At 68.2% G+C, this 24934-nt stretch carries 28 protein-coding genes, 1 tRNA gene and 1 pseudogene; 20 read left to right on the top strand and 10 right to left on the bottom strand.

All coding sequences use genetic code 11. The features are described 5' to 3' along the window. Window positions 1-186 precede the first annotated feature (186 nt). Together ACQP0P_RS38720 and ACQP0P_RS38715 are read left to right on the top strand one after the other, a co-directional pair. A complete protein-coding gene (locus ACQP0P_RS38720; RefSeq protein WP_433365373.1) occupies window positions 187-1182 on the top strand; it encodes a hydroxyacid dehydrogenase in 996 nt (331 codons plus the stop codon). 1028 nt (window positions 1183-2210) lie between these two features. Beyond that, window positions 2211-3902, top strand: a complete 1692-nt coding sequence (locus tag ACQP0P_RS38715) for an endonuclease/exonuclease/phosphatase family protein (RefSeq protein WP_433365370.1) — start codon at window positions 2211-2213, stop codon at window positions 3900-3902. Window positions 3903-4193: 291 nt separating this feature from the next. Here the strand turns inward: ACQP0P_RS38715 and ACQP0P_RS38710 are convergent, their stop codons facing one another. Next, on the bottom strand, window positions 4194-4670 hold the full coding sequence (locus ACQP0P_RS38710) for an SAM-dependent methyltransferase (protein ID WP_433365367.1): 477 nt from the start codon (window positions 4668-4670) through the stop codon (window positions 4194-4196). A gap of 32 nt (window positions 4671-4702) precedes the next feature. Then, a complete protein-coding gene (locus tag ACQP0P_RS38705) occupies window positions 4703-6085 on the bottom strand; it encodes a hypothetical protein (RefSeq protein ID WP_433365365.1) in 1383 nt (460 codons plus the stop codon). 257 nt (window positions 6086-6342) lie between these two features. Here ACQP0P_RS38705 and ACQP0P_RS38700 point away from each other — a divergent pair, with 257 nt between their 5' ends. The 6 genes from ACQP0P_RS38700 to ACQP0P_RS38675 all read left to right on the top strand — a co-directional run bounded on the left by ACQP0P_RS38700 (window position 6343) and on the right by ACQP0P_RS38675 (window position 10518). Further along, window positions 6343-6738, top strand: a complete 396-nt coding sequence (locus tag ACQP0P_RS38700; RefSeq protein WP_433365363.1) for a hypothetical protein — start codon at window positions 6343-6345, stop codon at window positions 6736-6738. Next, the gene (locus tag ACQP0P_RS38695) at window positions 6735-7349 is read left to right on the top strand and encodes a hypothetical protein (RefSeq protein ID WP_433365360.1); all 615 of its coding nucleotides are present in this window, start codon (window positions 6735-6737) and stop codon (window positions 7347-7349) included. The genes ACQP0P_RS38700 and ACQP0P_RS38695 overlap by 4 nt, the downstream gene beginning before the upstream one ends. A 5-nt stretch (window positions 7350-7354) precedes the next feature. Continuing rightward, window positions 7355-7501, top strand: coding sequence for a hypothetical protein (locus ACQP0P_RS38690; protein WP_433365358.1), 147 nt, complete (start codon window positions 7355-7357; stop codon window positions 7499-7501). Window positions 7502-7999: 498 nt separating this feature from the next. Continuing rightward, window positions 8000-9100 (top strand): radical SAM protein, encoded by a 1101-nt coding sequence (locus tag ACQP0P_RS38685; protein WP_433365355.1) that lies wholly within the window; start codon window positions 8000-8002, stop codon window positions 9098-9100. Beyond that, a complete protein-coding gene (tmk, locus tag ACQP0P_RS38680) occupies window positions 9097-9702 on the top strand; it encodes a dTMP kinase (RefSeq protein ID WP_433365352.1) in 606 nt (201 codons plus the stop codon). The genes ACQP0P_RS38685 and tmk overlap by 4 nt, the downstream gene beginning before the upstream one ends. A 12-nt stretch (window positions 9703-9714) precedes the next feature. Then, complete coding sequence (locus tag ACQP0P_RS38675; RefSeq protein WP_433365349.1) at window positions 9715-10518, top strand: endonuclease/exonuclease/phosphatase family protein; 804 nt, start codon at window positions 9715-9717, stop codon at window positions 10516-10518. Here the strand turns inward: ACQP0P_RS38675 and cyaB are convergent. Next, on the bottom strand, window positions 10515-11069 hold the full coding sequence (cyaB, locus tag ACQP0P_RS38670; protein ID WP_433365346.1) for a class IV adenylate cyclase: 555 nt from the start codon (window positions 11067-11069) through the stop codon (window positions 10515-10517). The two genes, ACQP0P_RS38675 and cyaB, sit on opposite strands and share 4 nt — an antisense overlap. A gap of 409 nt (window positions 11070-11478) precedes the next feature. Here cyaB and ACQP0P_RS38665 point away from each other — a divergent pair, with 409 nt between their 5' ends. The 7 genes from ACQP0P_RS38665 to ACQP0P_RS38635 all read left to right on the top strand — a co-directional run bounded on the left by ACQP0P_RS38665 (window position 11479) and on the right by ACQP0P_RS38635 (window position 17675). Continuing rightward, window positions 11479-12339 carry an NADP-dependent oxidoreductase gene (locus ACQP0P_RS38665; RefSeq protein WP_433365343.1) on the top strand — a complete coding sequence of 287 codons (861 nt, stop codon included), beginning with the start codon at window positions 11479-11481 and terminating at the stop codon, window positions 12337-12339. Window positions 12340-12679: 340 nt separating this feature from the next. Beyond that, window positions 12680-13546, top strand: coding sequence for a lytic polysaccharide monooxygenase auxiliary activity family 9 protein (locus ACQP0P_RS38660; protein WP_433365340.1), 867 nt, complete (start codon window positions 12680-12682; stop codon window positions 13544-13546). A 234-nt stretch (window positions 13547-13780) separates the two neighbouring features. Then, complete coding sequence (locus ACQP0P_RS38655; protein ID WP_433365337.1) at window positions 13781-14467, top strand: DUF305 domain-containing protein; 687 nt, start codon at window positions 13781-13783, stop codon at window positions 14465-14467. 68 nt (window positions 14468-14535) lie between these two features. Then, a complete protein-coding gene (locus ACQP0P_RS38650; protein ID WP_433365334.1) occupies window positions 14536-15372 on the top strand; it encodes a MetQ/NlpA family ABC transporter substrate-binding protein in 837 nt (278 codons plus the stop codon). 161 nt (window positions 15373-15533) lie between these two features. Next, on the top strand, window positions 15534-15800 hold the full coding sequence (locus tag ACQP0P_RS38645) for a DUF6458 family protein (protein ID WP_433365331.1): 267 nt from the start codon (window positions 15534-15536) through the stop codon (window positions 15798-15800). Between the two features lie 272 nt (window positions 15801-16072). Then, the gene (gene tnpA, locus ACQP0P_RS38640; protein ID WP_433362464.1) at window positions 16073-16498 is read left to right on the top strand and encodes an IS200/IS605 family transposase; all 426 of its coding nucleotides are present in this window, start codon (window positions 16073-16075) and stop codon (window positions 16496-16498) included. Next, window positions 16491-17675 (top strand): RNA-guided endonuclease InsQ/TnpB family protein, encoded by a 1185-nt coding sequence (locus tag ACQP0P_RS38635; protein ID WP_433362461.1) that lies wholly within the window; start codon window positions 16491-16493, stop codon window positions 17673-17675. Before tnpA ends, ACQP0P_RS38635 begins: the two co-directional genes overlap by 8 nt. A 60-nt stretch (window positions 17676-17735) precedes the next feature. On the opposite strand, the gene ACQP0P_RS38630 is transcribed toward ACQP0P_RS38635, so the two are convergent. Further along, window positions 17736-17969, bottom strand: coding sequence for a glycosyltransferase (locus ACQP0P_RS38630; RefSeq protein ID WP_433365328.1), 234 nt, complete (start codon window positions 17967-17969; stop codon window positions 17736-17738). A gap of 65 nt (window positions 17970-18034) precedes the next feature. Further along, entirely contained in the window at window positions 18035-19189 is a 1155-nt protein-coding gene (locus tag ACQP0P_RS38625; protein ID WP_433365325.1) for an RNA-guided endonuclease InsQ/TnpB family protein, read from the bottom strand. Window positions 19190-19243: 54 nt separating this feature from the next. Here ACQP0P_RS38625 and ACQP0P_RS38620 point away from each other — a divergent pair. From ACQP0P_RS38620 to ACQP0P_RS38610, 3 genes and pseudogenes are all read left to right on the top strand, one after another. Continuing rightward, a pseudogene (locus ACQP0P_RS38620) lies at window positions 19244-19471 on the top strand (transposase); the annotation flags it as partial. Between the two features lie 253 nt (window positions 19472-19724). Continuing rightward, the gene (locus ACQP0P_RS38615; RefSeq protein ID WP_350912238.1) at window positions 19725-19970 is read left to right on the top strand and encodes a BON domain-containing protein; all 246 of its coding nucleotides are present in this window, start codon (window positions 19725-19727) and stop codon (window positions 19968-19970) included. Beyond that, on the top strand, window positions 19967-20680 hold the full coding sequence (locus tag ACQP0P_RS38610) for a metallophosphoesterase family protein (RefSeq protein ID WP_433365321.1): 714 nt from the start codon (window positions 19967-19969) through the stop codon (window positions 20678-20680). The genes ACQP0P_RS38615 and ACQP0P_RS38610 overlap by 4 nt, the downstream gene beginning before the upstream one ends. A gap of 233 nt (window positions 20681-20913) precedes the next feature. Here ACQP0P_RS38610 and ACQP0P_RS38605 read toward each other — a convergent pair whose 3' ends face one another. Together ACQP0P_RS38605 and ACQP0P_RS38600 are read right to left on the bottom strand one after the other, a co-directional pair. Next, window positions 20914-21063: a GPGG-motif small membrane protein gene (locus tag ACQP0P_RS38605; protein WP_350912242.1), complete on the bottom strand. Its 150-nt coding sequence runs from the start codon at window positions 21061-21063 to the stop codon at window positions 20914-20916. 22 nt (window positions 21064-21085) lie between these two features. Beyond that, window positions 21086-21589 carry a DUF6328 family protein gene (locus ACQP0P_RS38600; RefSeq protein WP_433365317.1) on the bottom strand — a complete coding sequence of 168 codons (504 nt, stop codon included), beginning with the start codon at window positions 21587-21589 and terminating at the stop codon, window positions 21086-21088. 66 nt (window positions 21590-21655) lie between these two features. Between ACQP0P_RS38600 and ACQP0P_RS38595 the strand changes: the two genes are divergently transcribed. Then, on the top strand, window positions 21656-22252 hold the full coding sequence (locus ACQP0P_RS38595) for a hypothetical protein (protein ID WP_433365314.1): 597 nt from the start codon (window positions 21656-21658) through the stop codon (window positions 22250-22252). Window positions 22253-22328: 76 nt separating this feature from the next. Here ACQP0P_RS38595 and ACQP0P_RS38590 read toward each other — a convergent pair whose 3' ends face one another. Beyond that, window positions 22329-22700 (bottom strand): PRC-barrel domain containing protein, encoded by a 372-nt coding sequence (locus ACQP0P_RS38590; protein ID WP_433365312.1) that lies wholly within the window; start codon window positions 22698-22700, stop codon window positions 22329-22331. A 250-nt stretch (window positions 22701-22950) separates the two neighbouring features. Between ACQP0P_RS38590 and ACQP0P_RS38585 the strand changes: the two genes are divergently transcribed. Then, window positions 22951-23024, top strand: a tRNA-Lys gene (locus ACQP0P_RS38585). Between the two features lie 130 nt (window positions 23025-23154). Here ACQP0P_RS38585 and ACQP0P_RS38580 read toward each other — a convergent pair. After that, window positions 23155-24180 carry an ADP-ribosylglycohydrolase family protein gene (locus tag ACQP0P_RS38580; RefSeq protein ID WP_433365309.1) on the bottom strand — a complete coding sequence of 342 codons (1026 nt, stop codon included), beginning with the start codon at window positions 24178-24180 and terminating at the stop codon, window positions 23155-23157. Window positions 24181-24398: 218 nt separating this feature from the next. After that, a complete protein-coding gene (locus ACQP0P_RS38575; protein WP_433365306.1) occupies window positions 24399-24755 on the bottom strand; it encodes a hypothetical protein in 357 nt (118 codons plus the stop codon). Window positions 24756-24934: the final 179 nt, after the last annotated feature.

The following is a 24934-nucleotide window of genomic DNA, read 5'->3' as shown; positions in this document are numbered from 1 at the left end:
CACACGTACCAGGTGACCGCCGGCCTCTCGGCCCGGCGGTCACCCGGGTGAGAGACAGGAGGTGGTCCGGGTGTCCTGGACCGGCAGGACGGCGGTGTGGCCGGCGCTCGGCAGGGTGGCAGGAGGCCCGGTGACACCCGGCACCCGCATCGTGGTCCGCGACCCGGTCCGGCCGGTCACCGTCCGATGACCACCTCCGCGGCGTTCGCCATGCAGCCCCGGCTACTGCCCGAGATCTTCCCCCCCGACCTGCGGCACCGGTTGTCGCTGGTGACGCGGGTGGACGAGCGAGTGATCGAATCCTTCGACGGGCCACTCGACGTGGAGATCCTGATCACCGGCTGGGGGTGTCCGATGATCGATGCGGACGTGCTGGCCGCGGCTCCACGGCTGCGGGCGGTCGTGCACGCCGCCGGCAGCGTCAAGGGGCACCTCACCGCCGAGGTGTTCGACAGGGGCATCGCGGTCTCCTCGGCGGCCGAGGCCAACGCGCAGCCGGTGGCCGAGTTCACCCTGGCGATGCTCGTACTGGCCGCCAAGCAGGCGATCGTCAAGGCGCGCGCGTACTCCACGCGGGGCTGGTCGGGCGACCCGCTGCCCGGAGTGGCGACGCCGAGCGAGGGCGGCGGCCTGATCGGAGCGGTGGTCGGCGTCATCGGCGCCTCCCGGGTCGGGCGGCTGGTGATGGAGCGGCTCCGCGATCACGGCGCGCACATCCTGCTCAGCGACCCGTACATCGGCCCCGCCCAGGCGGCGGCCCTCGGGGCCAGGCCGGTGCCTCTCGACGATCTGTGCCGCGAGGCCGAGCTGGTCACCGTGCACGCCCCCGCGCTGCCGGAGACCCGCGGGCTGCTCGACGAGCGCCGCCTCGCGCTGCTGCGCGACGGCGCGGTGCTGGTGAACACCGCCCGGGGCTCCCTGATCGACACCGACGCCCTGGTACGGCACTGCGCCACCGGTCGCATCGGCGCCGTCCTCGACGTGACCGATCCCGAGCCGCTGCCCCTCGGGCATCCGCTGCTCGCCCTGCCGAACGTCCTGGTCACCCCGCACCTCAGCGGAGCCAGGGGCAGGGAGCTGCGCCGCCTGGGCGAGTTCGCGGTCGCCGAGGTCGAGCGGCTGGCGCGGGGCCTTCCGCTCCGCGGCACCGTCCGGCCGGCGGATCTGGATCGGATCGCCTGACGCCCCGGCCGGCCGTGGAGATCTGCTCTGACCATCACCGTGGCGCCCGGCCTCACGCGCCCCGCTGACGTCGTCCCCGCAGCCGTGTTCAGCCCCGCGGGTCGTCCCGGTAGTCCTTGAGCATCTCGATGGGCCGGTCGGGCGCGGCCTTCCGTTCCGACCGCGGTTCCAGCTACATCTCAGAGGAGTTCGGCCGTTTCCCGGCCGACGAGACGACCATCTTGCGAGGGAGCTCAGAGCCTTTCAGTCAGAGCCTTTCAATCAGAGCCGAAAAGGCTTTACAGTCTGGAGTCGGGCAATGTATTTTCGCCATCAGGTCCAGGTAAGAGCCGTATTCATCTCAATACGTTAGGAGCTCACCTGATGGCTTTGGTTCGTGGGAGCACGACCTGCGTGCCGTCCTTATCTCGACCGTACGGGCATGCCCTGGCGCTACCTGGCGCGACAACCATCCGTCCTGGGCCAAGGTATGTGCCTGCCTCGCCCGCCGACAATGGTGGCTCAGCGGCTTGCCACACCGATTAGTCCGCACCGCCGAAAGGCGCGAGCTCGAACCGACTTTTCGCGTGATTGACGCTCAAGCGTCAAATCCTCGGCCAACGTGCCCGCCACCACCTGGGAGAATCGTCGGCCGGAAATGCGGCATCGTCACCGGTGCCCTCGGACGCTGTGGGCGGTGCCGGTCACCGCCGCCGGATCGCAAGCGGCTGAGCCGACAGCACTCACCGCACCCCCTCACCGCGGCACTGTCCGCCGGACACGGCGCCACACCTGGCAATGACATCGACGTCGTCCCCCGCGCCTGTGCTGCCAGAGGATTCACCGCTCTGCTTTGGCACTGGATTGCCGAACGGAGCTTCGGAGGACTGATTTTCCACCGTCTCCTGCCCCGCAGCTACGAGACCGTGCCAGTCCGCCGCGAAGCCATGAGCCTGATCGGCCTCATGATTCGCTGACTCAGCATGAACTCACCTCGACCTCGCGAGGAATCCGAAAGAGGTATTCGAGTGTTACGAAGAATTGTCACGATGACGGTCTCGGTCCTCTTCGTCGTGGTGCCGATGGCGGTCATATCGCCGGTCGCACCGGCCGCGGCGCAATCCCAGGACAGGGTCATCATCTCAGGAGACTGGGATGGTGACGGTGTGGACACGTACGGCATCGTGGACACCTCCACGAACCCGATGACGTGGTACCTGACGAACCGATACGACAACTTCTGGATCGACAACCTCGCACCCGACACCGTCTTCACCTACGGCGCCCATGGCGCGCAACCGATCGTGGGCGACTGGAACAACAACGGCTCCGACACTCCGGGGGTCTTCGTACGCACCGGCGGAACGCCATCGTGGCAACTACGCAACAGCAATTCATCGGGATCCGCCAACGTGACCTTCGGTTACGGCGCGGCCTCGGACACTCAGCCCCTGGTCGGCGACTGGGACGGCAACGGCTCCGACACCCCCGGCCTGTTCCGGCCCGGCAGTCCCAACTCGTACCTGCTGCGCAACAGCAACACCGCCGGGAGCGCCGATCTCACCTTCACCTACAGCAGCGGGGCGGGGAAGCCCATCGCGGGCGACTGGAACAACGACGGCTCCGACACCATAGGGTTCATCAACACCACCGCCAGCCCCTTCACCTGGTACCTGCGCAACAGCAACACCACCGGAACGGCCAATGTGACGTTCACCTACGGCAGCGGCAGCGCGTCATCGGTGTACTTCGCCACGGGCGACTGGGACGGCAACGGCTCCGACACCCCCGCAGTCGCGCTGCCTCTCACCAACGGGCCCTTCCAGTGGCATCTGCGTAACAGCAACACCAGCGGCGTCGCCACCAGCGGCGTGCGCTTCAACCCCGTCACGCCGCTGAAGCTGATGCATTTCAACCTGTCCGGGGGCATCCTGAACAACGGCACCTACCCGATCATCGGGCGGATCGTCAGGGAGGTGCAGGCGCGCCGACCCGACGTGATCTCCCTCAACGAGATCTGCGACCGCCAGTACGCGCACCTGGTGGACCAGTTGGCGGCGGTCGGATACGCGATGCAGGGGTACTTCCAGGAGTCCCGCACGTTCGTTCCCGACTGCATCGTCTTCCCCGACACCCGCAATGAGGCCGGCAACGCCATCCTGGTACGCGCCGACGTGACCCAGCAGAAGGGGTACATGTTCACCACCGGCCACAAATTGGAGGAGCGCGACCAGCCCGTGGTCACGGAGGAACGCAGCGTCGCCTGTGTCGTGGCCAATTTCCCGCCGGCCAATCAGCCGGTGAAGGCCTGTTCGACACACCTGGCCGACGGCGACGCGTCCGGAGCGCAGGCCGAGACCCGGGAGCTGACCCGCGTGTTCGGCCCCGAGGCGAACTCCAGGCCGTTCATCTTGATGGGCGACCTCAACCTGACCCCGGACGATGCCGCGGTCGGCACGCTCTACTACCCGGACGGGAGCGGGAACTTCTGGGAGACCGACACCTACTGGAGCAGTTGCATCGGCGAGGACGGGATGTGCGAACCCGTCCGGGGTGGCCGGGCCACGCGGGTTGGCGGCACCCGCAAGATTGACTACACCTTCGTCAGTCGTGACCATTTCAGCGTGCCGATCGGCGGCGTCGACATCATCGACGCCGGTAACTGCGACACCCATCCCTGCTCCGACCATCTGATCATTCACAGTTCCGTCAACCTGTACCTCCCGAGAAAGGCACCCTGACCGAAGTCGGGAAGAGGTAGGTGTGTGACAAGGCGCCGCAGGCAGTTCTCGCCCGTACGGCATCACCGGCTTATGGAGCGGGGCCACGTAAGCCGGTTGCCTGTCTCACTCCGCAGGGGTGGCTTTGGTTCAGCCGATCGTAGCCCGTCGGGATCACCGAGCAGGAGGGCGGATATGAAACATCTGATCGGATAGCCGGGCCGTCCCACCGGTAACCGGATCGTGAGGCCGGGCGTCACACCCATGGCGCCCGGCCTCCGCAGGTTCCGCTGACGTCGTTCACAGCCGTGTTCAGCTCCGCGGGTCGTCCCAGTAGTCCTTGAGCATCTCGCCAGGCCAACTGGGCTCGCGTACTTCGCCGCGCGGACCCATCTCCCCGAAGTACGGCGCCAGATCGTAGACGGGGCTGCCGTCGATCGCGTCCAGGTCGGTCACGTGCAGGTCCAGGCCGTCAACCTTCAGAAGCCGTGGGAAGGACTGCGCGAGCTGGTTCGGCCGACGGTGGTTGCGGTGGACGAACGTGCCCGTGGCCGGCCAGGCGGGGTTGTTACGCGGGCTACGGGCGTGCAGGGCGACATCCTCGGGCGAGGCCCGGTGGAAGTGCCAGACGACCAGCAGGTGGGAGAACTCCTCAAGTCCCTGGACGACCTCGGCGGGGAAGTCCGCGTTCAAGCGGATGATCGCCGTGCCGCTCCAGTGGTCGTCGGTGGGGTCGGTACGTCCACCGATAACGGTGCCGATGGGCTTGATCTCCAGTGACTTTGTCATATGCCTGCCCTCATCCCGTCGATCCGACGTGATCAATCTACGTTGGTCAGGTATGCGGCGGCTCGCGCGTCCAGCTCGGCGACCGCCGATATCCGGCGACGCCGGTAGGGGGAGAGGAGGTTGCGCATGTCAACGACCGCCTGCCGTGCCCGGCCCGAGTAGATGCCCTCCTCCATCGCATCCAGCGCGGTGCTCCAGGTGGTGCACGCCTCTTCCACGCCACCGGTAGCGATCTGCATCGCCCCCAGGTATCCGAGTGTCACCACGTGCGTGCGGCGGAAGGCATCTCCTCGCGTCTGTACGCTGCGCCGGAAGTGGCGAAGGGCTCCCTGACGGTCCCCGCAGTCGCGCAGAGTGCATGCCGTCTCGTGGGCCAGCGAGGCTTCCGCGAAGAAGAAGGTCCGGTGTGGTTCTTCGATGCCCTCCTTGGCCGATGTGAGGTCGTCCTCAGCTCTCAGCAGGGCCTGTGCCGCCGCCTGCTTCTGGTCGCTGGAGGCCAGAGCGCGTGCATGGACGACACCGAGCAACGCCCTCTCTCGGGGGGTGGCCGAGGCATAGCGCTGTCCGTGCATGGAGGCCGTTGACAGCTCAAGGCCCTTCTTGAGGTGGCCGAGGTCGAGAGCCTGATGCGCCATGGCGCGCAGAATGTGCCCGCTCAATGGTGGATTTCCGGCACGAGCGGCAAGCTTCACGGCTAGGACGAAGTACTTTTGTGCGGTGGCCTGCTCGTTGTTGTCGAACGCCATCCAGCCCGACAGGTAGGACAGCTCCGCGGCTGCGGAGAACATGTCATTTCGTACCTGCTCATTGGGAAAGATCCCCTGTAAGAAGGTTGTGACGTCGGATCGTAAGTATTGCGCCAGTGCCTTTCTGCCGTGGCCGCCGCCACGGCGCTGGTCGACCCGCGAGAAAGCGTAGGTGAGTTCCTGGACGGTGGCGACATCACCGCGGCCTACGCGTTGATACTTCGTCGGTGTGGGGTGTTCTTCGGCCATGGTCTTCCACCAGACCTCATCGGGCAGCGCAAGGGCAGCTACCGAGTACACCGCGCCCGTCAGGAGGCTTCTCCGGTCCGCATCCAAGTCCGTTCTCCCCAGGTCGGTCAGCGCGATCAACGGGTCGATGCTCCACTCCAATGCCTCCTGAGCTGGTGCATTGGGGACTGTTAACCCGAGTTCATCTGGCGTGATGGCACGTTTCAGACGACGGGACAGTGCCTGACACAAGATTATGGGTGCTGCGCCTGAGGGCCTGGTCCCGGCCACCCACATGCTGATGTGGGAGCGGCCGATGCACGTGTAGTCGAGAAGATTGCTCTCCTGGGCGACGCGGTTGAAAGCGCTCGCTGTTTGCGCCCGTGACCAGCCTGCCTCTTGGAGGAGTACGGCAAGCCGCTCATTTCGTTCGCGCGCCATCGCATGCCTCCGCGTGCCAAAAGAATCTTTGATCACTTTGACCGACCGGCGTTTCCGCTACGGCCAGTTACCGCTCGCATGAACAACCATAGTCGCCGAACCGAGGCCCTTAACGCGAATGGCCGCAAGCTTGCTGACCTGAAATCGCTAAACGCGATCTTTGACCACTTTGACCGCCCTCCGGGCCCTGACCCCATACTCCATGTGGCTCGGTCTCCGTAGTTTTGACAGCGACGACGAACTGCTGGAGGCCCACGATGGCTGGTGAAACTGCGGGCGCCCGCCTGCCCGCCGCACATGTGTCGAAAACAGTGGTCGAGGAGCGCAGCGATACAACGGCTGAGAGGCATGACGGGAGGCTGGCCGTCGTGCAGCAGTTGCTGAAGGCCCACGGGGTTCACTCGTACGCCGTTCACACCATCAGCTTGAAGTTGTCCGGTGACGACGGCCAGCCGATCCCGCTGGGGGAGCCCAAGCTGTACGCCCCCGAACTGGTCGTTCACGGCGACGCCGGACGGGTGGTCACGGTGACCATGGGGGCGCGCTCCGGCTGCTATCTGGTATCCCTGCCAGGTAGCACCCCGCAGACAGTGCGGGAGGCTCGGCAGGTCGCGGACCTGATCCTCACCGCTCAACCAGGTGGCGGGTCATGACGGCCGCCGTGGCGACAGAGCTCGGCAAGCCCTACATCACGCCGTACGAAGAGGAGACCCTGGATCTACCGTTGGCTTTCGAGTGGGCGGACGGATTGCCCCGGCTGACCTACCGTGATGCGCTCCCGCAGGAATGGATGTTCAAGGTGCTGTGGGCTCGCTGCGGCACCGCGCGGGAGGGGAAGATCCAGTGGCATCTGGTGCATACGCTGCGCCAACGCCGGTGCATGCTGAAGGGGCTGTGCCGTGTGTGCGGGAAGTCGGCCACTGACCCCGGCGGGCGTATCAACTGGATCATGCCCTCCTCATTGGTTGGCGACCGCACGTCGCCCTGGCCCACAGCGCACCCGCCCACGTGTAAGGCGCATGTTGACGAGGCGCTGGCCACCTGCCCGTACCTGCGTAGAGAAGCGCCGGTCGTTTGTACGGTCGGTGATTACTCCCCGGTCGGAGTACTGGCCAACTTGTACGGCGAGGATGACGGTGGCCGGGTGGTGGAGACCGGCCATCAGATCCCCGTCGGCTTGGACGAGTCCCACCTGCTGAACCGGGCGCTGGCCACCCAGCTCATCGTCCAGGTCACGGACCTCCAGCCAGCGGCCCCGGGCTGAGAGCCATGATCATCGAAGAAGTCAGGAAGACCACCGACTACATCACCGTAATCATTCTGCTCGCCATCGTGGCGGCCATCGTCGACTCCTTCGCGAGGGACTGGCGCAAGGGGTGGCGGCCGTGGCACTGGGACTCCTGGCGTAACCCCTAAGACCCCCGGTAGGGCCAGCCTTCCCCGGCCGGTCCCCCCACGGACCGAGCCCTACCGGGGCACCACAACTCAATGACAGCCCGCACTCTCCGTATGGTCCAGTGGCGGCCAATGAGCCCGTGGCGGCATGGTGAGCGCGCCTCCCGTGTCGCCGCGACAGGCTCCTCGCGGGCGGTGGAGGGCCGCTCGCGGGGTCAGACGCGGCCGTACGCCCCTGGGCGGGGGGCGTGAACAGCCGGTCGCGACGGAGCTCCCGCCTTGTCTTTCACCTTGGGGCGGGGGCTCCCCACGGCTCGCGCTGACCAGTCAACGCCACCCACATCAACACCTGGCGTGGCCGCCACTGGCCCCGCCGGACCAGCCACCGTTGCCTGGTGAAGTACTCCATCACTGTGAGGAGGTGATCATCACTCTCCCTTGGTACGACGTCCTTCGCACGCCCGGGAGGCCGGCTTCCGGCAGGCTCACCGGTCCACAGAACCCGAGAAAGGGATCACTGTGAGGCGTCCGCTCATCATCGACACCCACGCCAGCTCCTGCTACTTCCGGACCTCCGTCGAAGGAGACGAGCGCAAAGCACTCGTTCAGATCACCGAACGCTGCAACCTGCACTGCGCTCACTGCTTCGTCTCCTCGGGCGACTGGGGGGAGCACATGCGGTTAGAGGACCTCACCGACATGGTGTTCCCGCGGCTGCGCCGTGCCCGGGTCGAGCGCCTGACCCTGACCGGCGGCGAGCCGTTCGTCCACCCGCACATCATGGAGATCTGCCGCGCCGTCGCCGACATGGGGCTGCCCCTGGGCATCTGCACCAACGCCACACAGACAACACCCGAGCAGATCACCGCGCTGGCCGCCCTCGGCAACGTCCACATCAACGTGAGCTTCGACGGGTTCCGGCCCGAAAGTCACGGCAAGTTCCGCGGCTCCGTCGCCTCCTTCGGCACCACCCTGGCCACCACCCGTGCCTTCGCCGAGGCAGGGCTGCTGCAAGGGCTGCTGTCCACCCCGAACGCGCTCACCCACGTGGAGGAGTTCGCCGCGCTGTGCGAGTTTGCCGTCGAGGTCGGCGCCGAGTACGTGCTGATGAATCCGCTGTCGTCATTCGGGCGCGGCGTCAAAAGTCAGGGTCGTCTCGCGGCCAACGATGACAAGATGCGCTCGATTCGGGAGGTCACCGAGCGGTTCCGCGAACGCGGCATCGACGTGGTGCACATCCGCTTCCCCAACGACACCAAGCCGCTGGCCGGATGCGACGCGGGGAAGCTCATCTACGTCTTCGCCGACGGCGCCACCGCGGTCTGCCCGTACCTGGTGTTCGCGGCCCGCACCCCGCAGTCGCCGTACGCCGACAGCGACTTCCTGGTCGGCAACATCCTGCGCCAGGAGATCGCCGACGCGCTGGACGGCTACGACCTGGCGGGCACCCTGGCGATGGGCGCCAACTCCACCTGCGGCGGCTGCTCGATGAACGCCAGCTGCGGCAAGGGCTGCCCGGCCGCGCTGATCTCGCGTGGCCAGCGGATCGGCGAGGTCGATTCCGAGCAGTGCCCCGTCGTTGAATCCCCGCTGTTGCAGATCACCACCCGCCGCTCATGAGCGGCGGCCTGTTCGTCGTCGTGGAAGGTCCCAATGGGGTCGGCAAGACCACCACCACGGCGCTGCTCGCCGAGCGGCTCCGCGAGCGCGGCCGAGCTGTTCACGTGACCACCGAGCCGTCCGACACGTCACTGGGGCGGCTGATCCGCGCCAGCGAGTCCACCCTGACCGGCCGGGCCCTGGCCTTGGCGGTGGCCGCCGACCGCTGCGCCCACGTCGAGCACGAGATCTCTCCGGCGCTCGCGGCCGGAAAGGTCGTCATCAGTGATCGGTACGTGCAGTCCTCCCTGGTCCTGCAACGTCTCGACGATCTGCCGCTGATAGACATCTGGCATTACAACGCCCACGTGCCTCCGGCGTCCCTATCCTGCTACCTGCACCACGACCCCCAGGTGCTTCAGGAGCGACTCGACCAGCGCTCCAGCCGCTCCCGGCTGGAGCGCATCGGCTCCCCCCAGCGGGAAGCCGATCTGTACGGGGACGCGTTCGGCTTCCTGGCCGCTCGCGACTGGCCACAGCTGCGGATCGACTGCCGCGGCCTCGCCCCGGAGGGGGTGGTGGCCCAACTGCTCCAGCATCTGGAGCAGACCGAAACGATATGAGGTGAGATCCAGGTGGTTACAGCGCTGACGGTCAACATCGGGGCCGCGTCACGCGTCCGCGCCGAGCTGCTGCTGCGGTGGCTCGCGGCCCGGCCGGAGCAGGTTTTCCTCCTCACCGAGACGAGCGCCGGCGCTGGCACCACCTACCTGCTGGACCAGTTCCGCACGGCGGGGTACGCCGTGGTGAAGACACCCGACGTGAACGGGGAGCGGGGGGCGGCACTCGTCAGCCGGATCCCGCTGATTCAGCCTCACCTCACCTCATTCAATGGGGTGAGCATCCCCGGGCGGGTCGCCGTGGCGGCGCTCGACACCCAGCCTCGGACGTGGTTCCTGGGCGTCTACGTGCCTAGCCGAGACCGCAGCGAGGGAAAGACCATCCGCAAGCAGACCTTCATCGCGTCACTGCTTGACGCGTTGGGAGGTCTACCGGCCGAGCAACACGACCACCTGGTGATCGGCGGCGACTACAACGTGATCGCCGCCGATCATGACCCGCTGCACCCGGGGTTTCTGCCGTTCGAGTTCGGCATGCTGAGCACCCTGGAATCACGGGGATTCCTCGACGCTCACGGCCACTGCTTGCCGGGCGTGCAAGCGTACAGCTGGATAGGCCGGACCGGCGACGGGTACCGCTACGACTACTTCCACGTCGGCCCTGCCCTGGCCACCCTCGTCCGCTCGTGCACCTACCTGCACGAAACCCGGGAGACGAACCTGACTGATCACGCGGCGGTCCAGCTCGTTGTAGACGTGAAAGCGGCCCGCCTGCCGTGTGGTAACCCGACCGGGGCCGATGACCTGCCCCTGTTCTAGGCCGGGGTCAGCGCGGCGCGCACCAGCGAGTCGTAGGTATCGCTCGTGCGCTCCAAGGCGACACCGAGCGACCGCGCGAAGCCGTCGAGCTCCTCCTGAACGGTGATGCCGGACTCCTGCCCGTGTACGGTGCGTTCGATCTCGACGAAGGCTCCGGCGTGCTCCACCTCATCGACGCAGATCGTCATGTCTCCCAGCGTCGCGGTGCGCCGGGTCTTCACGATGCGGACCGTGGGATGGAACCCCATGAGCGTGATGGCGTTGTGCATCTGCTCGCGGTCGGCGACCGTGGTCTCGTGCTCCAGGCACGCCATCGCGTTGTCGACGGGCTTCTTCACAGTGAACAGGTGCCGACCCTGCTGGGTGCGCAGCCGGGCGAACGACCTACCGATCTTGGGCTGGGCATAGGTCCACCCGTCCTCGGCATACGCCTGATCGTCCTGGTGCACGGGAGCCGACAGCAGCGCCCCCCGCCGAGCGAGAGCGTCCTCCAATGCCGCCAGGTCACCCACCCGGTATTTGACCTCGATCTCCTGCACCCCGTGCGTCACGACGGCCTCCCCGGTCTCTGCTGCAACTCGGGGAGCCTACCGGGAGCGCCAAGCCCCCCATGCGAGGAACATCGGAACTGGCCGCTCCTCGTTGACACGTTGAGAGGTCGAACATCCACACGGCCACCGGACTCCAAAAGTGGGCGGCCTACTGCCCGACAACGACACCGAGCAGGCTCCGCAGCTGTTCTGACTGCGCGGCGGGTCGGGCGCTGACCGGATCGCCTCCTGTCGTGACTGGGCCACTGGCGGCTATCACTGGCCGGACATGGCCTGTCGGGATCCGGAGCGCATGAGTTGACCTCAATCATGCTTGAGGTTGCAGGCTGGGCGGCGGCGTACACGAGTGGAGGGGAACCCTGTGAAGGCAGCTGCTTTTTTCGAGTTCGGCGGTCCCGAGGTATTGCGGGTGACGGAGCTTCCGACGCCCGAGGCGGGCGAGGGGCAGGTGCGGGTCCGGGTCAGGGCCGCGGGCGTGCAGCCGTTAGATCTGGCCATCAGGGAGGGGTGGACTCCGCCGGGACTGGACGGGGAGCTGCCCCGGGTGCCCGGCAACGAGTTCTCCGGGGTCGTCGACCAGGTGGGAGCGGGAGTGGCGGGGGTCTCGGCCGGCGCCGAGGTGCTGGGCTTCACCGTGCTGAACGCCTACGCCGAGTACGTGGTCGTGCCCGCGGAGAACGTCACGCCCAAACCGGCGAACATGCCCTGGGAGGTGGCGGGCGGTTTCACCGCCGGGACCCAGACGGCCCACATCGCGCTGCGGCAGCTCGGGGTGGGGGAGGGCGACACGCTCCTGGTGCACGCGGCCGCGGGCGCGGTCGGCACCGCCGCGGTCCAGCTCGGCCGGCTCTGGGGGGCCACGGTGATCGGCACCGCGCGCGAGGAGAACCACGACTACCTGCGCGAGCTCGGCGCGATCCCGGTCGCGTACGGTGCGGGCCTGCTGGAGCGGATCCGCGACCTGGCGCCCGGCGGGGTGGACATGGTGCTGGACGGCGCGGGCGGTGAGGCGTTCGACATCTCCTTGGAACTGGTGAAGGGGGAGCGCCTCCTCACCCTCGTCGAGCACGGCAGGGCCGCCGGGCTGGGGGCGCAGCGGACCAGGGGGGAGCGGCTGGCGTCCCGCCTCGCCGAGCTCGCCGCCCTGTACGCCGAGGGCAGGTTCGTCTTCCCGGTGCGCAGGACCTATCCGCTGGAGCGGGCCGCGGACGCCCACCGGGAGGTTGGGACCAGGCACGGCAGGGGCAAGGTCGTGCTGGTCATGGAGTGAGGCTCCGGCTTCCGGTCTTCGCCGCGGTGACGACCTCACCCACGACCCGTGGTCGTGCCGGTCATGGAGTGCGGCTCCGGCTTCCGGAGGGAGCGGGGGCGCCTCCGGGAGCCCGGGATCCGGCGGGGGCATGCCGGTCATGGAGTGCGGCCCGACCCGTGCCGGAGGAGGGAGCCGGAGCGCTCGCCGGGAGGGTTGGGATCGTGCCGGTAGGGATCTATATCCTTATTCGACTGGCATTATGGGACGGACTCTTAGTAAGGTTTCTTGTTAATAACGTGCTATCCGTCGGCTCGTTGGACATGTCCTGCCTCCATTCCCCAACCCAGGAGGAGTCCACGTGCATCTGCGACACAAGGTGGCCACCGGTGCCGCCGCGGCGCTCAGCGTAGGGTCCCTGCTCGCGCTGCTGCCGTCCACCGCGGCGGTCGCTCACGGTTCCATGTCGAACCCGCCCAGCCGGGCCTACGTCTGCAAGACGGAGGGCCCGGAGACCCCCAAGTCCGGCGCGTGCAAGGCGGCCGTCGCGGCCGGCGGCACCCAGGCCTTCTACGACTGGCACGAGGTGTCCCGGCTCGAAGCCGGCGGCAACCACCGCCAGATCATTCCCGACGGCCAGCTCTGCGGCGCCGGGCGCGACAAGTACCGGGGGCTCAACCTCGCCAGGGCCGACTGGCCCGCCACCCAGGTCTCCCCGGGGCCGCTGACGGTCACCTACCACGCGACCGCGCCGCATGCGAACAGCAACTTCGAGTTCTACGTCACCAAGCAGAGCTGGGACCCGACCCAGCCGCTGCGCTGGTCGGATCTGGAGCACATCAGGACCTTCACCAACCAGAACCCCAGCACGTTCACCAACTGGACGATCAACCTCCCGCAGCGGAGCGGTCGCCAGCTCATCTTCTCGATCTGGCAGCGCGTCGTGGGCAGCACCGAGGCCTTCTACACCTGCTCGGACGTGAACTTCGGCGGGGGAGGCGATCCCAGCCCCACGCCGACCCCGACGGTGACCCCCACGCCGACCCCGACTCCGACCCCGACCGTCACCCCGACGACTCAGCCGGGCGGTTCCTGGCAGGCGGGCACCGCCTACGCGGCGGGCGCCACGGTGACCTACGGGGGCGTGACCTACCGGTGCCTGCAGCCGCACACCGCGCTGGCGGGCTGGGAGCCGCCGAACGTGCCGGCTCTCTGGCAGCGCGTCTGACCCGTTGACGTCCGGCCGGGACGAGCCACCGTCCCGGCCGGGCGTTCTCCCCCGAGGTCCCGCACCGGTTCCGCCGGCCCGGCGGCGAGGGCGCCGCGCGTACGGGGCCCGGTCCTGGCCGCCACCGAACAGCACACCGAACAGCACACCGAGCACCACGCCGAACCGCGCGGTACCGTGCCGCGCTTCCTCCCCCGGGGCCAGAGTCCGGGGTCTCCACCCTGGAGGTATTCGATGAGACGTGCGGTCCCGGTGGTCGTACTGGGCGTCCTGCTGCTCGCGGGCTGCGGTGCCCACAGCATCCAGGAGCTTCGGGGCGGCGCGTCCGGTCACGCGGGGCACGACGCCGCCGCCCAGAGTGCCGACCAGGGTTCTGATCATGACGCGCACGACGGACACGGCGCGGGTCAGGGGATGCCCAGCCCGTCGCCCGCCCCGCCGACGGGTACCGCCGAGGGGGTCGCCTTCAACGCCCCCGACGTGATGTTCCTGCAGATGATGGTGCCGCACAACGCGCAGGTGGTGCGGCTGGTGCGGCTGGCACGGGAGCGGCAGGTCCGCCCCGAGGTCTCCGAGCTGGCCGAGGCGATCGGCGTGACCCAGGAGCGCGAGTCCAGCACCATGTCCGGCCTGCTGGCCGCCTGGGGGCAGCCCGCGACGGCGCCGGACGACGAGCACGCCGCGCACGGCGGGATGCCCGGGGTGAGCGATGAGGAGGTGGCGGCGCTCATCGCGGCGCCCCCGGCCGAGTTCGAGAGAAGGTTCCTCGACATGCTCATCGCCCAGCAGGACGACGCCTCCCAGATGGCCAAGGTGGAGGTCGCGACCGGGCTGCACGCCAAGGTCACCGAGCTGGCGAGACGCGTCGATGTCTCGCGTACAGCGCAGATCGCGCAGATGCTCTCTTTGCGCGACAAATGAGGATTTGTCCTTTTCCCTGTTCCTGTGAGATATTTCCTACCAGCTGTAAGGGGAATTAGGGGAGAGTCATGCGTAAGATATTTGGGATCGTGGCCGGACTGATCCTGGCCGGGACCCTGGCCGGATGCGGGGGGGCGTCCACCGACACGGCCCAACCGGCCGACGGCACGCCGAAGGCCGATGCCCCGCTCAAGGTCGGGGTCAACCCCGTACCTCACGGCGAGGTGCTCAAGTACGTCAAGGACAACCTCGCCGCCGGCGCCGGGCTGAACCTGGAGATCGTCGAGTTTACCGACTACGTCCAGCCCAACACCCAGCTCGACGAGGGCAACCTGGACGCGAACTACTTCCAGCACATCCCGTATCTGGAGGAGTTCTCCAAGGGCAAGAACATCCAGCTCAGCTGGGTCGCCCCGGTCCACATCGAGCCGCTCGGCCTGTACTCCAAGAAGATCAAGAACGTCTCCGAGCTCGCCGAGGGCGCCCAGGTGGCGCTGCCCAACGACGCGAGCAACCTCGGCCGTTCGCTCAAGCTGCTGGCCGACAACGGCCTGATCACCCTCAAGGAGGGGGTCGGCGTCAAGGCCACCGAGCGCGACGTCGCCGACAACCCCAAGAAGCTGGAGTTCAAGCCGCTTGAGGCCGCCCAGCTGCCCCGCTCCCTGGAGGACGTGGACGCCGCGATCGTCAACGGCAACTACGCCCTGGAGGCCGGGCTGCAGCCCGCGACCGACTCCCTGCTCCTGGAGAAGGGCGAGGGCAACCCGTACGCCAACGGCCTGGTCACCGTCCCGGCCAAGGTGGACGACCCCCGGATCGGGAAGCTCGCCGAGATCCTGGCCGGCGCCGAGGTCAAGAAGTTCATCGAGGACAAGTACAAGGGTGCGGTCCTGCCCGCCCGGTAACCGATTCTTCGCCGAGAACCCACGGGCCTGACGACTTTTCCGAAGTCGTCAGGCCCGTGACGTTCATTGGGGCGCCGTGGTCGGCAGCTGTCTCCGCCGGGTGACGTTTGGCAGCCGTGTGGGGGATAGGGGGGATGCGTTGGCTCGAAGGAGGAGATCCCATGACCATTGCAGGCGGCATCATTCTCATCATGCTCGGCGCCATTCTCACCTGGGCGGTCGAATTCGACATCGCCGGGTTCGACATCAACGTCGTCGGTGTCATCCTGATGATCGGCGGTCTCGCATGGCTCCTGTTCGCCGTGTACCGGCTCAGCATCGCCCGCCGGGCGGTGGCGGACTCGACGGCCACCACGGTGATCGAGGACCCGGTCGCGCACCGTCGCGTCTACGAGGAGCGGCGCTACAACGACCCCCCGGTCGTGTGAGTGCCGTAGAGCCACCGGCAAGTGATCACCTGCCGGGCCCTCCGGGGCCCGGCACCCGATCCCTGGCCGAAGGTCCCCGGTCCCGTCGACGGAACCGGGGACCTTTCTGGCTTTCCATCAGATCCTCCCGAGGGGACCGTCGCCTTTAGGCGACGGGGGAATCGGGAGCGGGAGGGCCGCCAAGGCCCGAGCGTGCCCTGACCTGTCTGGTCTGCGCATCAGAGATCTCCGTTCGTCGTGCATTAGATGAGCGGCGCTGTTATAAACATCATGTGACTCGTCGGATACGCACTTCTCCCGGTGCGGCGTATGACCTCGGGTACCACGTGGTGTGGTGCCCGAAGTACCGCCGCCCGGTCCTTGGCGGGCGGGTGAAGGACCGCCTGGAGGAGCTGATCCGCACCAAGGCCGACGAGCACGGGTGGGAGATCGTGGCGCTTGAGGTGATGCCCGACCACGTGCATCTGTTCGTCAAGCCCAACCCGAAGAACTCGCCGTCGTACGTGGCCAACCAGTTCAAGGGCTTCACCTCCCACCACCTGCGCGCCGAGTTCCCGCACCTGCGCTCCCAGCTGCCCACGCTGTGGTCGCGGTCGTACTTCGTGGCCACGGTCGGCGCGGTGTCGGCCGAGACGGTGCGGCGCTACATCAACACTCAGTACGAGCGCACCTCCAAAAGTGGTGGTGCTCGTGCGTAGGTCGTTCAAGTTCCTGCTCCGCCCCACCAGCAGGCAGGCCGCCGCGCTGACCGCCTGCCTGGACGACCACCGCGCCCTCTGCAACGCCGCGCTGGAGCACCGCCGCACCGCCTACGCCAAAGCGGGCGTGAGCATCCGCTACGGCGAGCAGTCCGCCGACCTGAAACACATCCGCGCCGATGACACCGGCGGTCAGGGCCGGTGGTCGTTCTCCTCCCAGCAGGCCACCCTGCGCCGCCTGGACAAGGCGTTCGCCGCGTTCTTCGCCCGCGTCAAGGCCGGGCGCACCCCGGGGTTTCCCCGCTTCAAGGGCAAGGGGTGCTTCGACACGGTGACCTGGCCCAAAGACGGCGACGGCTGCCGGTGGGACTCCCAGCCCGAACACCCTACCGCCACCTACGTGCGTCTCCAGGGTGTCGGGCATATCCGCGCCCACCGGCACCGGCCGGTGCGCGGCACCGTCAAGACGATCAGTGTCAAGCGGGAAGGCTCCCGCTGGTACGTCGTGCTGTCGTGCGACGACGTACCTGCCGAACCCTTGCCCGCCACCGGCGCGGTCGTCGGGATCGACCTGGGCGTGGCCTGGCTGGTCACCACCAGCGACGGCGAGCACCTGGACAACCCGCGCCACCTGGCCGCCTCCGCCGAGCGCCTCGCCGTCGCCCAGCGGAACCTCGCCCGCAGGAAACGCGGCTCCACGCGGCGCCGTAAAGCGGTGGCGCGGGTCGCCGCCCTGCACGGCAAGGTCGGCCGTCAACGCCTCGACGGCGCGCACAAGGCCGCACTCGCGCTGGTCCGCGACTACGACGTCATCGCCTGCGAGGACCTGCGGATCGCGAACATGACCCGCTCGGCGTCCGGCACCGTCGAGGTGCCCGGCCGCAATGTTGCCCAGAAGTCCGGCCTCAACCGTTCGATTCTCGACGCGGGTTGGGGGGTGTTCTTGACGATCCTGTCGCACAAGGCTGAAAGCGCCGGTCGAGAGCTGATCGCGGTGAACCCCGCCCACACCTCCCGCACGTGCGCCCGCTGCGGGCATGTCGCGAAGGAGAACCGCCTCGCCCAGGCCACGTTCGTCTGTCAGCGGTGCGCTCATGCGGCGCACGCCGACGTCAACGCGGCGATCAACATCCTGCGGGCAGGGCTTGCCCTTCGCGACGTCGCGCAAGCGGCTTAGCGAGAAGCCGCTCCCTTCAGGGAGCGGAGGAGTCACCCTGATTCCGGGACCGGAGAGCCGTCAGGCGACGCCCGGATACGAGCGGGCGCCGTCCTTCCGCCATGCCGGGACGCGAGAGGAGATCACCCCCGCGTACACGGCGGCGGTCCGGTCGGCGATCTTGTTCCAGTCGTAGTCGGAGCGTGCCCGGACGGCGGCGGCGGTGCCGTACGCCGCCAGCAGGCCCGGCGTGGTGAGCAGCGACGTTCTGGCCTCCGGCGTCGGCTCCGCCGACGGTCGCGAGGGGGCTGGCATGCTGTCAGCTTCTCGGCCGTAAACGACCGAGCTTGCAGCTCCTCGCCGTCGATGGGTTCGACGGTTCAGGCCGCGTCATCGGCAGCGTGACTCACTGCCCAGCCCGCCACCCCGCGTGAGGCGATGTTGCGGGCCGCGTTGACGTCGGCGTGCTCAGCGAAGCCGCACGACGTGCAGGAGAAGGTCGCCTGGCCGGGCCGGTTCTTCTTGTCCACGTGCCCGCAGGATGAGCAGGCTTGCGAGGTGTAGGCCGGATCGACATGGACAACGGCGACGCCCTGGCGGGCGGCCTTGTAGGCGATGAAGTCTCCCAGTTGGTGGAAGCTCCATGAATGCAGCGTGACCCGCTGGGGCCTGCGGAGCCGTACCCGGTCGCGGATGCCCTGGAGGTCTTCCAGGGCGATGCCTTGCCCGGTGCGTGCAGCCTCGGTCACGATGCGTTTGGCGATGGTGTGGTTGGTGTTCGCGGCGAACCGGGCCTCGGCCCGGCGACGCCGCTTCAACAGCCGTTTGGCGGACTTGGTCTGCTTGGCCTGCAGGCGGCGGCGCAGCTCGCGGTGGCGGTGGCGGACCGCGTTCAGAGTTTTGCCGCTGTGGCGAACCCCGCCACTGGTGGTCGCGATGTTCGCGATCCCCAGATCCACCCCCAAAAATCCGTCCGGGGCGCGCACCGCCACCTCTGGCAGGTCGCAGGTGGCGATGAGGAACCACCTGCCATCGCGGTACAGCAGGTCCGATTCGCCCTTGCGGTAGGCGGCCAGCGTCGTGAGCTGATCGGCCGATGCGGTGAACGCCACGCTCTTCATCCGCCCGCGCGTGGTCCAGATGCTCACTGTGCGTGCGTCCATCTGCCAGGACAGGCAGCGGTCGTCGAACGGCTGGGCCGCGCCGGGGCGAAAGACGATCGGCGTGGCCAGGGCCCGCTCGCGCCGCGCGGAGCCGGGCCTGCCCACCTGGCCGTTGCGGACATTGGCGTGCAGCGTGGCGTAGGCGTCGGTGACCTTCTTGATGACATGCTGCGCGGCTTGGGCCGCCAGCCCGTAGTCGTCCTTGATCTGCCCGTAGGCGTGCCTGCGCAGGTCGTAATTGCGAAACACCCGCCGGTGGTGGGCGAGCGCCGCCACCCAGGTGGCCGCGGCGTTGACCGCGCACAGGGTCGCCTCCAGCGCCGCCGCCTGCTCAGGCGTCGGCAGGAGTCTCACCTGCACCACCAGCTTCACCTCGAACACCCTAGCGTCAGGTCCATGTCACCGTGATGGGAACCCGACTCCGACCTGCGCCGGGGCCGAGGCCGAACCGTTGTCTGCCCGCTACACGCGCATTCGGTCTTCACACCCGGGTATCGGTGCGGGGTCTTCACCGGCGAACCGCTGCGTCGCCGCGAAGTAATCATGATCGAGGTGTGTGGCGGCCATTTGTGGTCGCCGTTCTACTTCGCCACCTCCTGTGGCGGCGCCCCCTTGAGCATCATCAAGGGATACATCGAAAACCAGAAACGCCCGGACCAACGACCGGATGTTCACAACCCCAGGACCTGGAAGCGATTCCTCCCGGGCGTGAACGCCCGGGGTTCCTCGCTAGATAACGCTGAAACCATGGCGATCTTCATGGGCACGTCTCCACCGAGTTATGCGGGGCAGGCGTGCCCGCGTCCTGGGCACAGCGGCCTCCTCTGCCCTCAGTGGGGGTTTTAAACGTGTTTGACCTTGGGTTCCACGGGAAGGCGAGCTTTTTTGGACGGAAAGGAGTTCGACGATGGAGGCTCCGCAGTACGTCGCCGCGCGTGTGCAGCGCGCGCTCGCCGAGGACGAGAGAACCACGGAACTCGGCGTCCGGGTGGATGTCCGAGGTGATCAGCTCTACCTGCGCGGCCAGATCACCAGCGCCGACCGCCGCGAGCTGATCGCCAAGGTGGCCGGGGAGGCGGCTCCCGGGCTGGTCGTCCACAACGAGATCGATGTCGTGAGCGTGGTGGAGCCGGTGAGGGAGGAACAGCTGTGAGCGCGCTGCGGATCGCGGCGGTCGGAGACGTGCACCTGGACGAGAGTCTCAGGGGGGATTACCGCAGGCGGCTCGACGGCATCGAGGATCGAGCCGACGTGCTGCTGCTCGCCGGCGACCTGACCCGGCACGGCACCATGGAGGAGGGGGAGATGGTGGCGGACGAGTTCCGCGACCTGCCGATCCCGGTGGTGGCGGTGCTCGGCAACCACGACTACCACTCCGACCGGCCCGCTGAGATCGCCGCGCTGTTGCGCGGGGGCGGTATCGAGGTCCTGCACGACGACGCGACGGTGATCGACATCGACGGGATACGGCTCGGCGTGGCCGGCGGCAAGGGCTTCGGCGGAGGGTACGCGGGCAAGTGCGCCAGCGACTTCGGTGAGCCGGAGATCAAGGCGTTCATCGGCCACACCAAGCGGATCGCCGATCGCTGGCGGGTGGCGCTGAAGGAACTGGAGGCCGACTACCGGGTCGTGCTGTCCCACTACTCGCCGGTCAAGGACACCCTCGACGGGGAACCGCTGGAGATCTACCCCTTCCTCGGCAGCTACCTGCTGGCCGAGGCGGTCGACGCCGAGGGCGCCGACCTGATCATCCACGGGCACGCGCACGCCGGTACGGAGAAGGGCGTCACCCCGGGCGGCATCCGGGTGCGCAACGTGGCGCTGCCGGTGCTGGGCCGGGCGTACGGGGTGTACCTCCTGTAGGAGGGCCCGCTGTAGATGGGCGCCCGCCCCTCCCCCGCACCACCGGGCGCCACCACCGTGGGGGCCGTCGGTGGCGGGGGAGGGGCGGACATGAAGAAGCGGGCCGGGGAGACCCGGCCCGCGAGGCTTCTTGGGAGTTCGGGGCGACGTGCGTTCCTACGAGCGCGAAGCTCGTGTCGAACGGTCCGGCGGGCTGACGCCGGACGGGGGCTTTCGCGAGCGCGGGGCTCGCGTCAGACATTGAAGATGCTCACACCCCCGGGGCCGATGAGGAAGCCGAGGACGATGAGGACGATCCCCCAGAGGAGATCGCGACGGGCCAGGATCACATAGATCCCGGAGATGACGAGGATAACTGCAATGATCCACAGTAAAGTAGCCATAATCGGCCTCTGCCCTCACAATTCATGGCTTAACATCCTCTGTTCGGTATAGATCGATTATTGGCTGAACGAACCACAGCCAGGCGCTGGACAGGGCCACGGCCCCGCCGAACACCGCCGCGGGCCAGGCGTTGATGACCGTCTCCGCGACCAGCGCGACCGAGCTCGTCATCGCGATCGCGAGCCCGGCGGCCCCCGCTATGCCGACTCCGTTGGCGCGGTGCAGCATCTTCTCCTTCAGCCCGGTCCGGAACAGCAGGCGATGCTGGGCGGCTGGAGTGATGAAGCAGACGGACGCGATGGCGGCGCTCAGCAGGGCGATGAAGAACAGCCAGTGCCCCAGGACGTCGACTTTGTTGAAGCCCGCGGCGAACGGCAGTGTCAGCAGGAAGGCGAAAAGCACCTGCACGCCGGTGACCGCGACGCGCAGGCCCTGGAGGAGTTCGCCGAGCTCGCGGTCGACGCGTTCCTTGCGGCTTTCTCCAGGGTGGGGATTTTCTCTTTGCGTATGTTCGACCTGAACCATACGCCCCGTTTACCCGAGTCAAACTCCGGCATGCCTACCGTGGATGTTATGGGGTACGCGTGAGCCATGGGCAGCCACAGTCATGAGGTCACGGACGCGATCCTGGAAACGCTGAAGCGGGCGAGCAGCGGGCTGAAGGAGGCGGATGTCAGGTTCGCGCTCGCCGGAGGCTGTGCGGCGTACGCGCGCGGAGCCGCACCCTCGCTGCACGACGTCGACTTCGTCCTCCCCGTCGAGGACGTGCCGCTCGCGCTCGAAGCGCTGGGCAAGCTGGGCTTCGAGACGCTCAAGCCGCCGGAGGACTGGCTGGTCAAGGCGTTCGACGAGGGCAGGCTGGTGGATCTGATCTTCTCGATCTGCGATCACCCGATCACCCCGGAGTTGCTGAAGCGGGCCGAGCCGATGAAGACCTCGGCGGTGATCCTGCCCGTCCTGGAGGCCACCGACCTGGTCATCTCGTGGCTGCTGCCGTTCTCCGAGCACACCTGCGACTACGGTTCGCTGCTGCCCCAGGTCCGTGCCCTGCGCGAGCAGGTCGACTGGAACCGCGTCGCCGCCGTCGTGCAGGACTCCCCGTACGCCTCCACCTTCCTCACCCTTCTCGGGCGCCTCGATGTCATCCCCGGCTCCCTCGACTCCTCGGGCGACCCGACCTGGCCCTGAAGTGCCGTCGGGCGGCACCGGAAACGAGAGGGGCCCCGCCGGGTGGCGGGCCCCTCTCGTCGTTCGGCGTGCCGGATCAGGCGGTGCCCGGTCCGCGCCCGAAGGGGAAGCGGCCGTAGTACTCGCCGACGCGGTCCCGGTAGGCGGGCTCCTTGAAGCCGGCCTCGTCGAACTCGGGCGCGCCCTTGATCTCGTGCTTGGTGCGCGCGACGTAGATCTTCTTCTCCTGCGGGTCGATCTGGGTCACGGTGCTCGCCGGCAGGAGGACCTTCTTGCCGAAGATCCACGGGCCCGTGTCGATGACGAGGTAGCTCCCGCCGACCTCGTACGTCGCCTCGTCGACGGAGCCGATCTTCCCGTCGGTGGCCTCCACGTGGTACCCGGCGACATCGAGCGTCCTGTCCTGGCCGTACACGTCGGCGCGGTAGTTCCAGAGCTCGGGCTGCATGGTTGAACATCTCCCTTGATGTGGATTCTCCGGGCTCCGGTCACGTACCCGGGTGAGGGGCCCTAAACGGGATACGTCCCGGTCGGCCGGTACGGAACACCGCCCTGCCCTCCTCGAATCGCAGGTCGCCGCATGATTCCGCGCTCCCGCCCCGCCCGGCGAAACCGTAGCCGCCACAGGTTCGTTGATGCTCATATATCGGCGTATGTACGGACTACAGCGCCGGGTCCGGTAGTCTTGTCCAGGTCGCGCGCCGCTAGCTCAGTTGGTTAGAGCAGCTGACTCTTAATCAGCGGGTCCGGGGTTCGAGTCCCTGGCGGCGCACCGGCAGGAAGCCCAGGTCAGTACTGACCTGGGCTTTCTTTGTGTGGTGACCAACCTGGCGGCGGCCGATGACACGCGCGGCATGATCATCGGACGGCGCGAATCCGGCGCGGCGTCGCGCCGGACGCGGTCATCGACCGTGCCGGGCGACGCTCAGCCGGTGGAGCCGCTCGACCAGGTCGGTGGGGCGGTCGAAGTCCACCAGGGGGAGCCAGGTGAGGGCGTCGAGCTCGTCCGGGGCCAGCGCGCCGCGGACTCCGCCGACCAGCGCGGCGACGGTGTCGGTGTCGCCGCCGAGGAGGACGGAGTGGCGCAGCGCCGAGTCCAGATCCGTTGCCGTGCTCAGGACGTGGACCACGGCGGCGGTCGTCTCCAGCGCGTCGAGGCTGACGCCTCCGGCGGGAGGGGTCCAGGTGCCGGCGAGGGCGGCGCGGACGGCGACGGGCTCCCCGTAGCGGCCGGCGACCCAGCCGGCCTCGGCCTCGGCGGCGGCCAGGACCGCGTCGATTCCCGCGCCCTCGATCGCCCACGCGGCCATCGCGGCGACGAGGCAGGCGGCGGCGATGGCCTCCGGGGCGCGGTGGGTGCCGATCGCCAGTGCCTCCACCAGGTGACGGCGCAGGTCCTCCTCGGCGGCGGGAGTGGTCCAGCCGACGGGGAGCATGCGCATCGCCGCGCCGTTGGTGGGGCGTTCGCCGGGGATCGGCTCGGGCAGCGTGCCGGTCCCACCGAAGTGGGCCAGGGCGCGGCGGGTGGTCGGGCCGATGCCGCGGATCTCGTCCGCCGCGGCGGCGAGCCGGGTCAGGAAGGCCTCGGCGGTCGGGTTCCCCTCGGTGTCGGCCAGCAACTCGCAGACCAGGAGCATCTGGGCGGTGTCATCGGAGGTCGCGCCGCGCGGCCAGCCCTGCCGGGTGGCCGGGATCTCGTCGATGCGGCCGGCGTCGATCGCCGTCGGGTCCGAGCCCTCCCAGGGGACGCCCAGCGCGTCGCCCGCGGCGAACGCCGTCATCGCCCGTCCGATGCGCTCGGCCGAGGGCGGCAGGCGCTCTCCCCGGTCATGGGCGAGCGAGCCGGACTCGGTGCCCCCGGACGCCGGATCGCGCCGGGCGTCCGGGATCTCACTGATGTGGTCGGCGAACTCGCTTGGTCGCGGCACCGTTACATAGTAGGTCGTGCGGGCCTCGTGGGCGTGTGACGGTCCGACAGCCGGTGGGGGCGAACCGCTGTTCCCCGGGAACGGGGGGACAGCGGCCGGCCGCCGGAAAGTCCAGCCGCGCTCCCGGCCTGAGGAACGGATCGTCGTCGAAGGACGGGAAAGGCCCAGGTCCGGGCCGTCACGGCCAGGACCCGAGCCCGTGATTCTCCGGGGAGTGATCAGCCGACGTTGGCGCAGATCACGTAGACGCTGATGCCGACGTCGTTGTAACCGGGCTGGCGGCCGAGGCCGATCCAGCCGCCGCCGTCATCGGTGGGGAAGGAACCCACCAGGACGGCCTGGTTGCCCTGTGCCTCGGCGCCGCCGCCGACGGCCTTCTTCCCGGCGGGGCAGCGGACCACACGGCGCTGGAAGTTGGGGACGTTGGCGTTCGGGAGCTTGACGATCTGGTAGCCCGTGAAGTCGGCCGCGGCCTCCGTATCGGCGGCGGCCGGTACGGAGGCGGCTATCGCGGTCAGGCTCGCGATGCCGACGGCGACGCTCAGGGTGGCGGTCATGAGCTTCCTGCTTCGCATGATCTCTCCTGGGACGGGGAGTGCCTGGATGGTCACGCAAAGTAAATGTGTCATCACGCTGAGTGTCCAGTACTGATTTTGTCACCGTCCCGTCAGTTGTGGCCGCCCCGTCGATGGGCAGGCGCGTGCGCCGGGCGGCGCGCGTGGGTGGAGGTGCCAGGTCTGACGGGGTGGGTCGC

This window comes from Streptosporangium sp. CA-115845 (assembly GCF_050943795.1).
Taxonomy (GTDB): domain Bacteria; phylum Actinomycetota; class Actinomycetes; order Streptosporangiales; family Streptosporangiaceae; genus Streptosporangium.
Note: the sequence above shows the minus strand (reverse complement) of the source record. Positions and strands in the feature narration are given on the sequence as shown.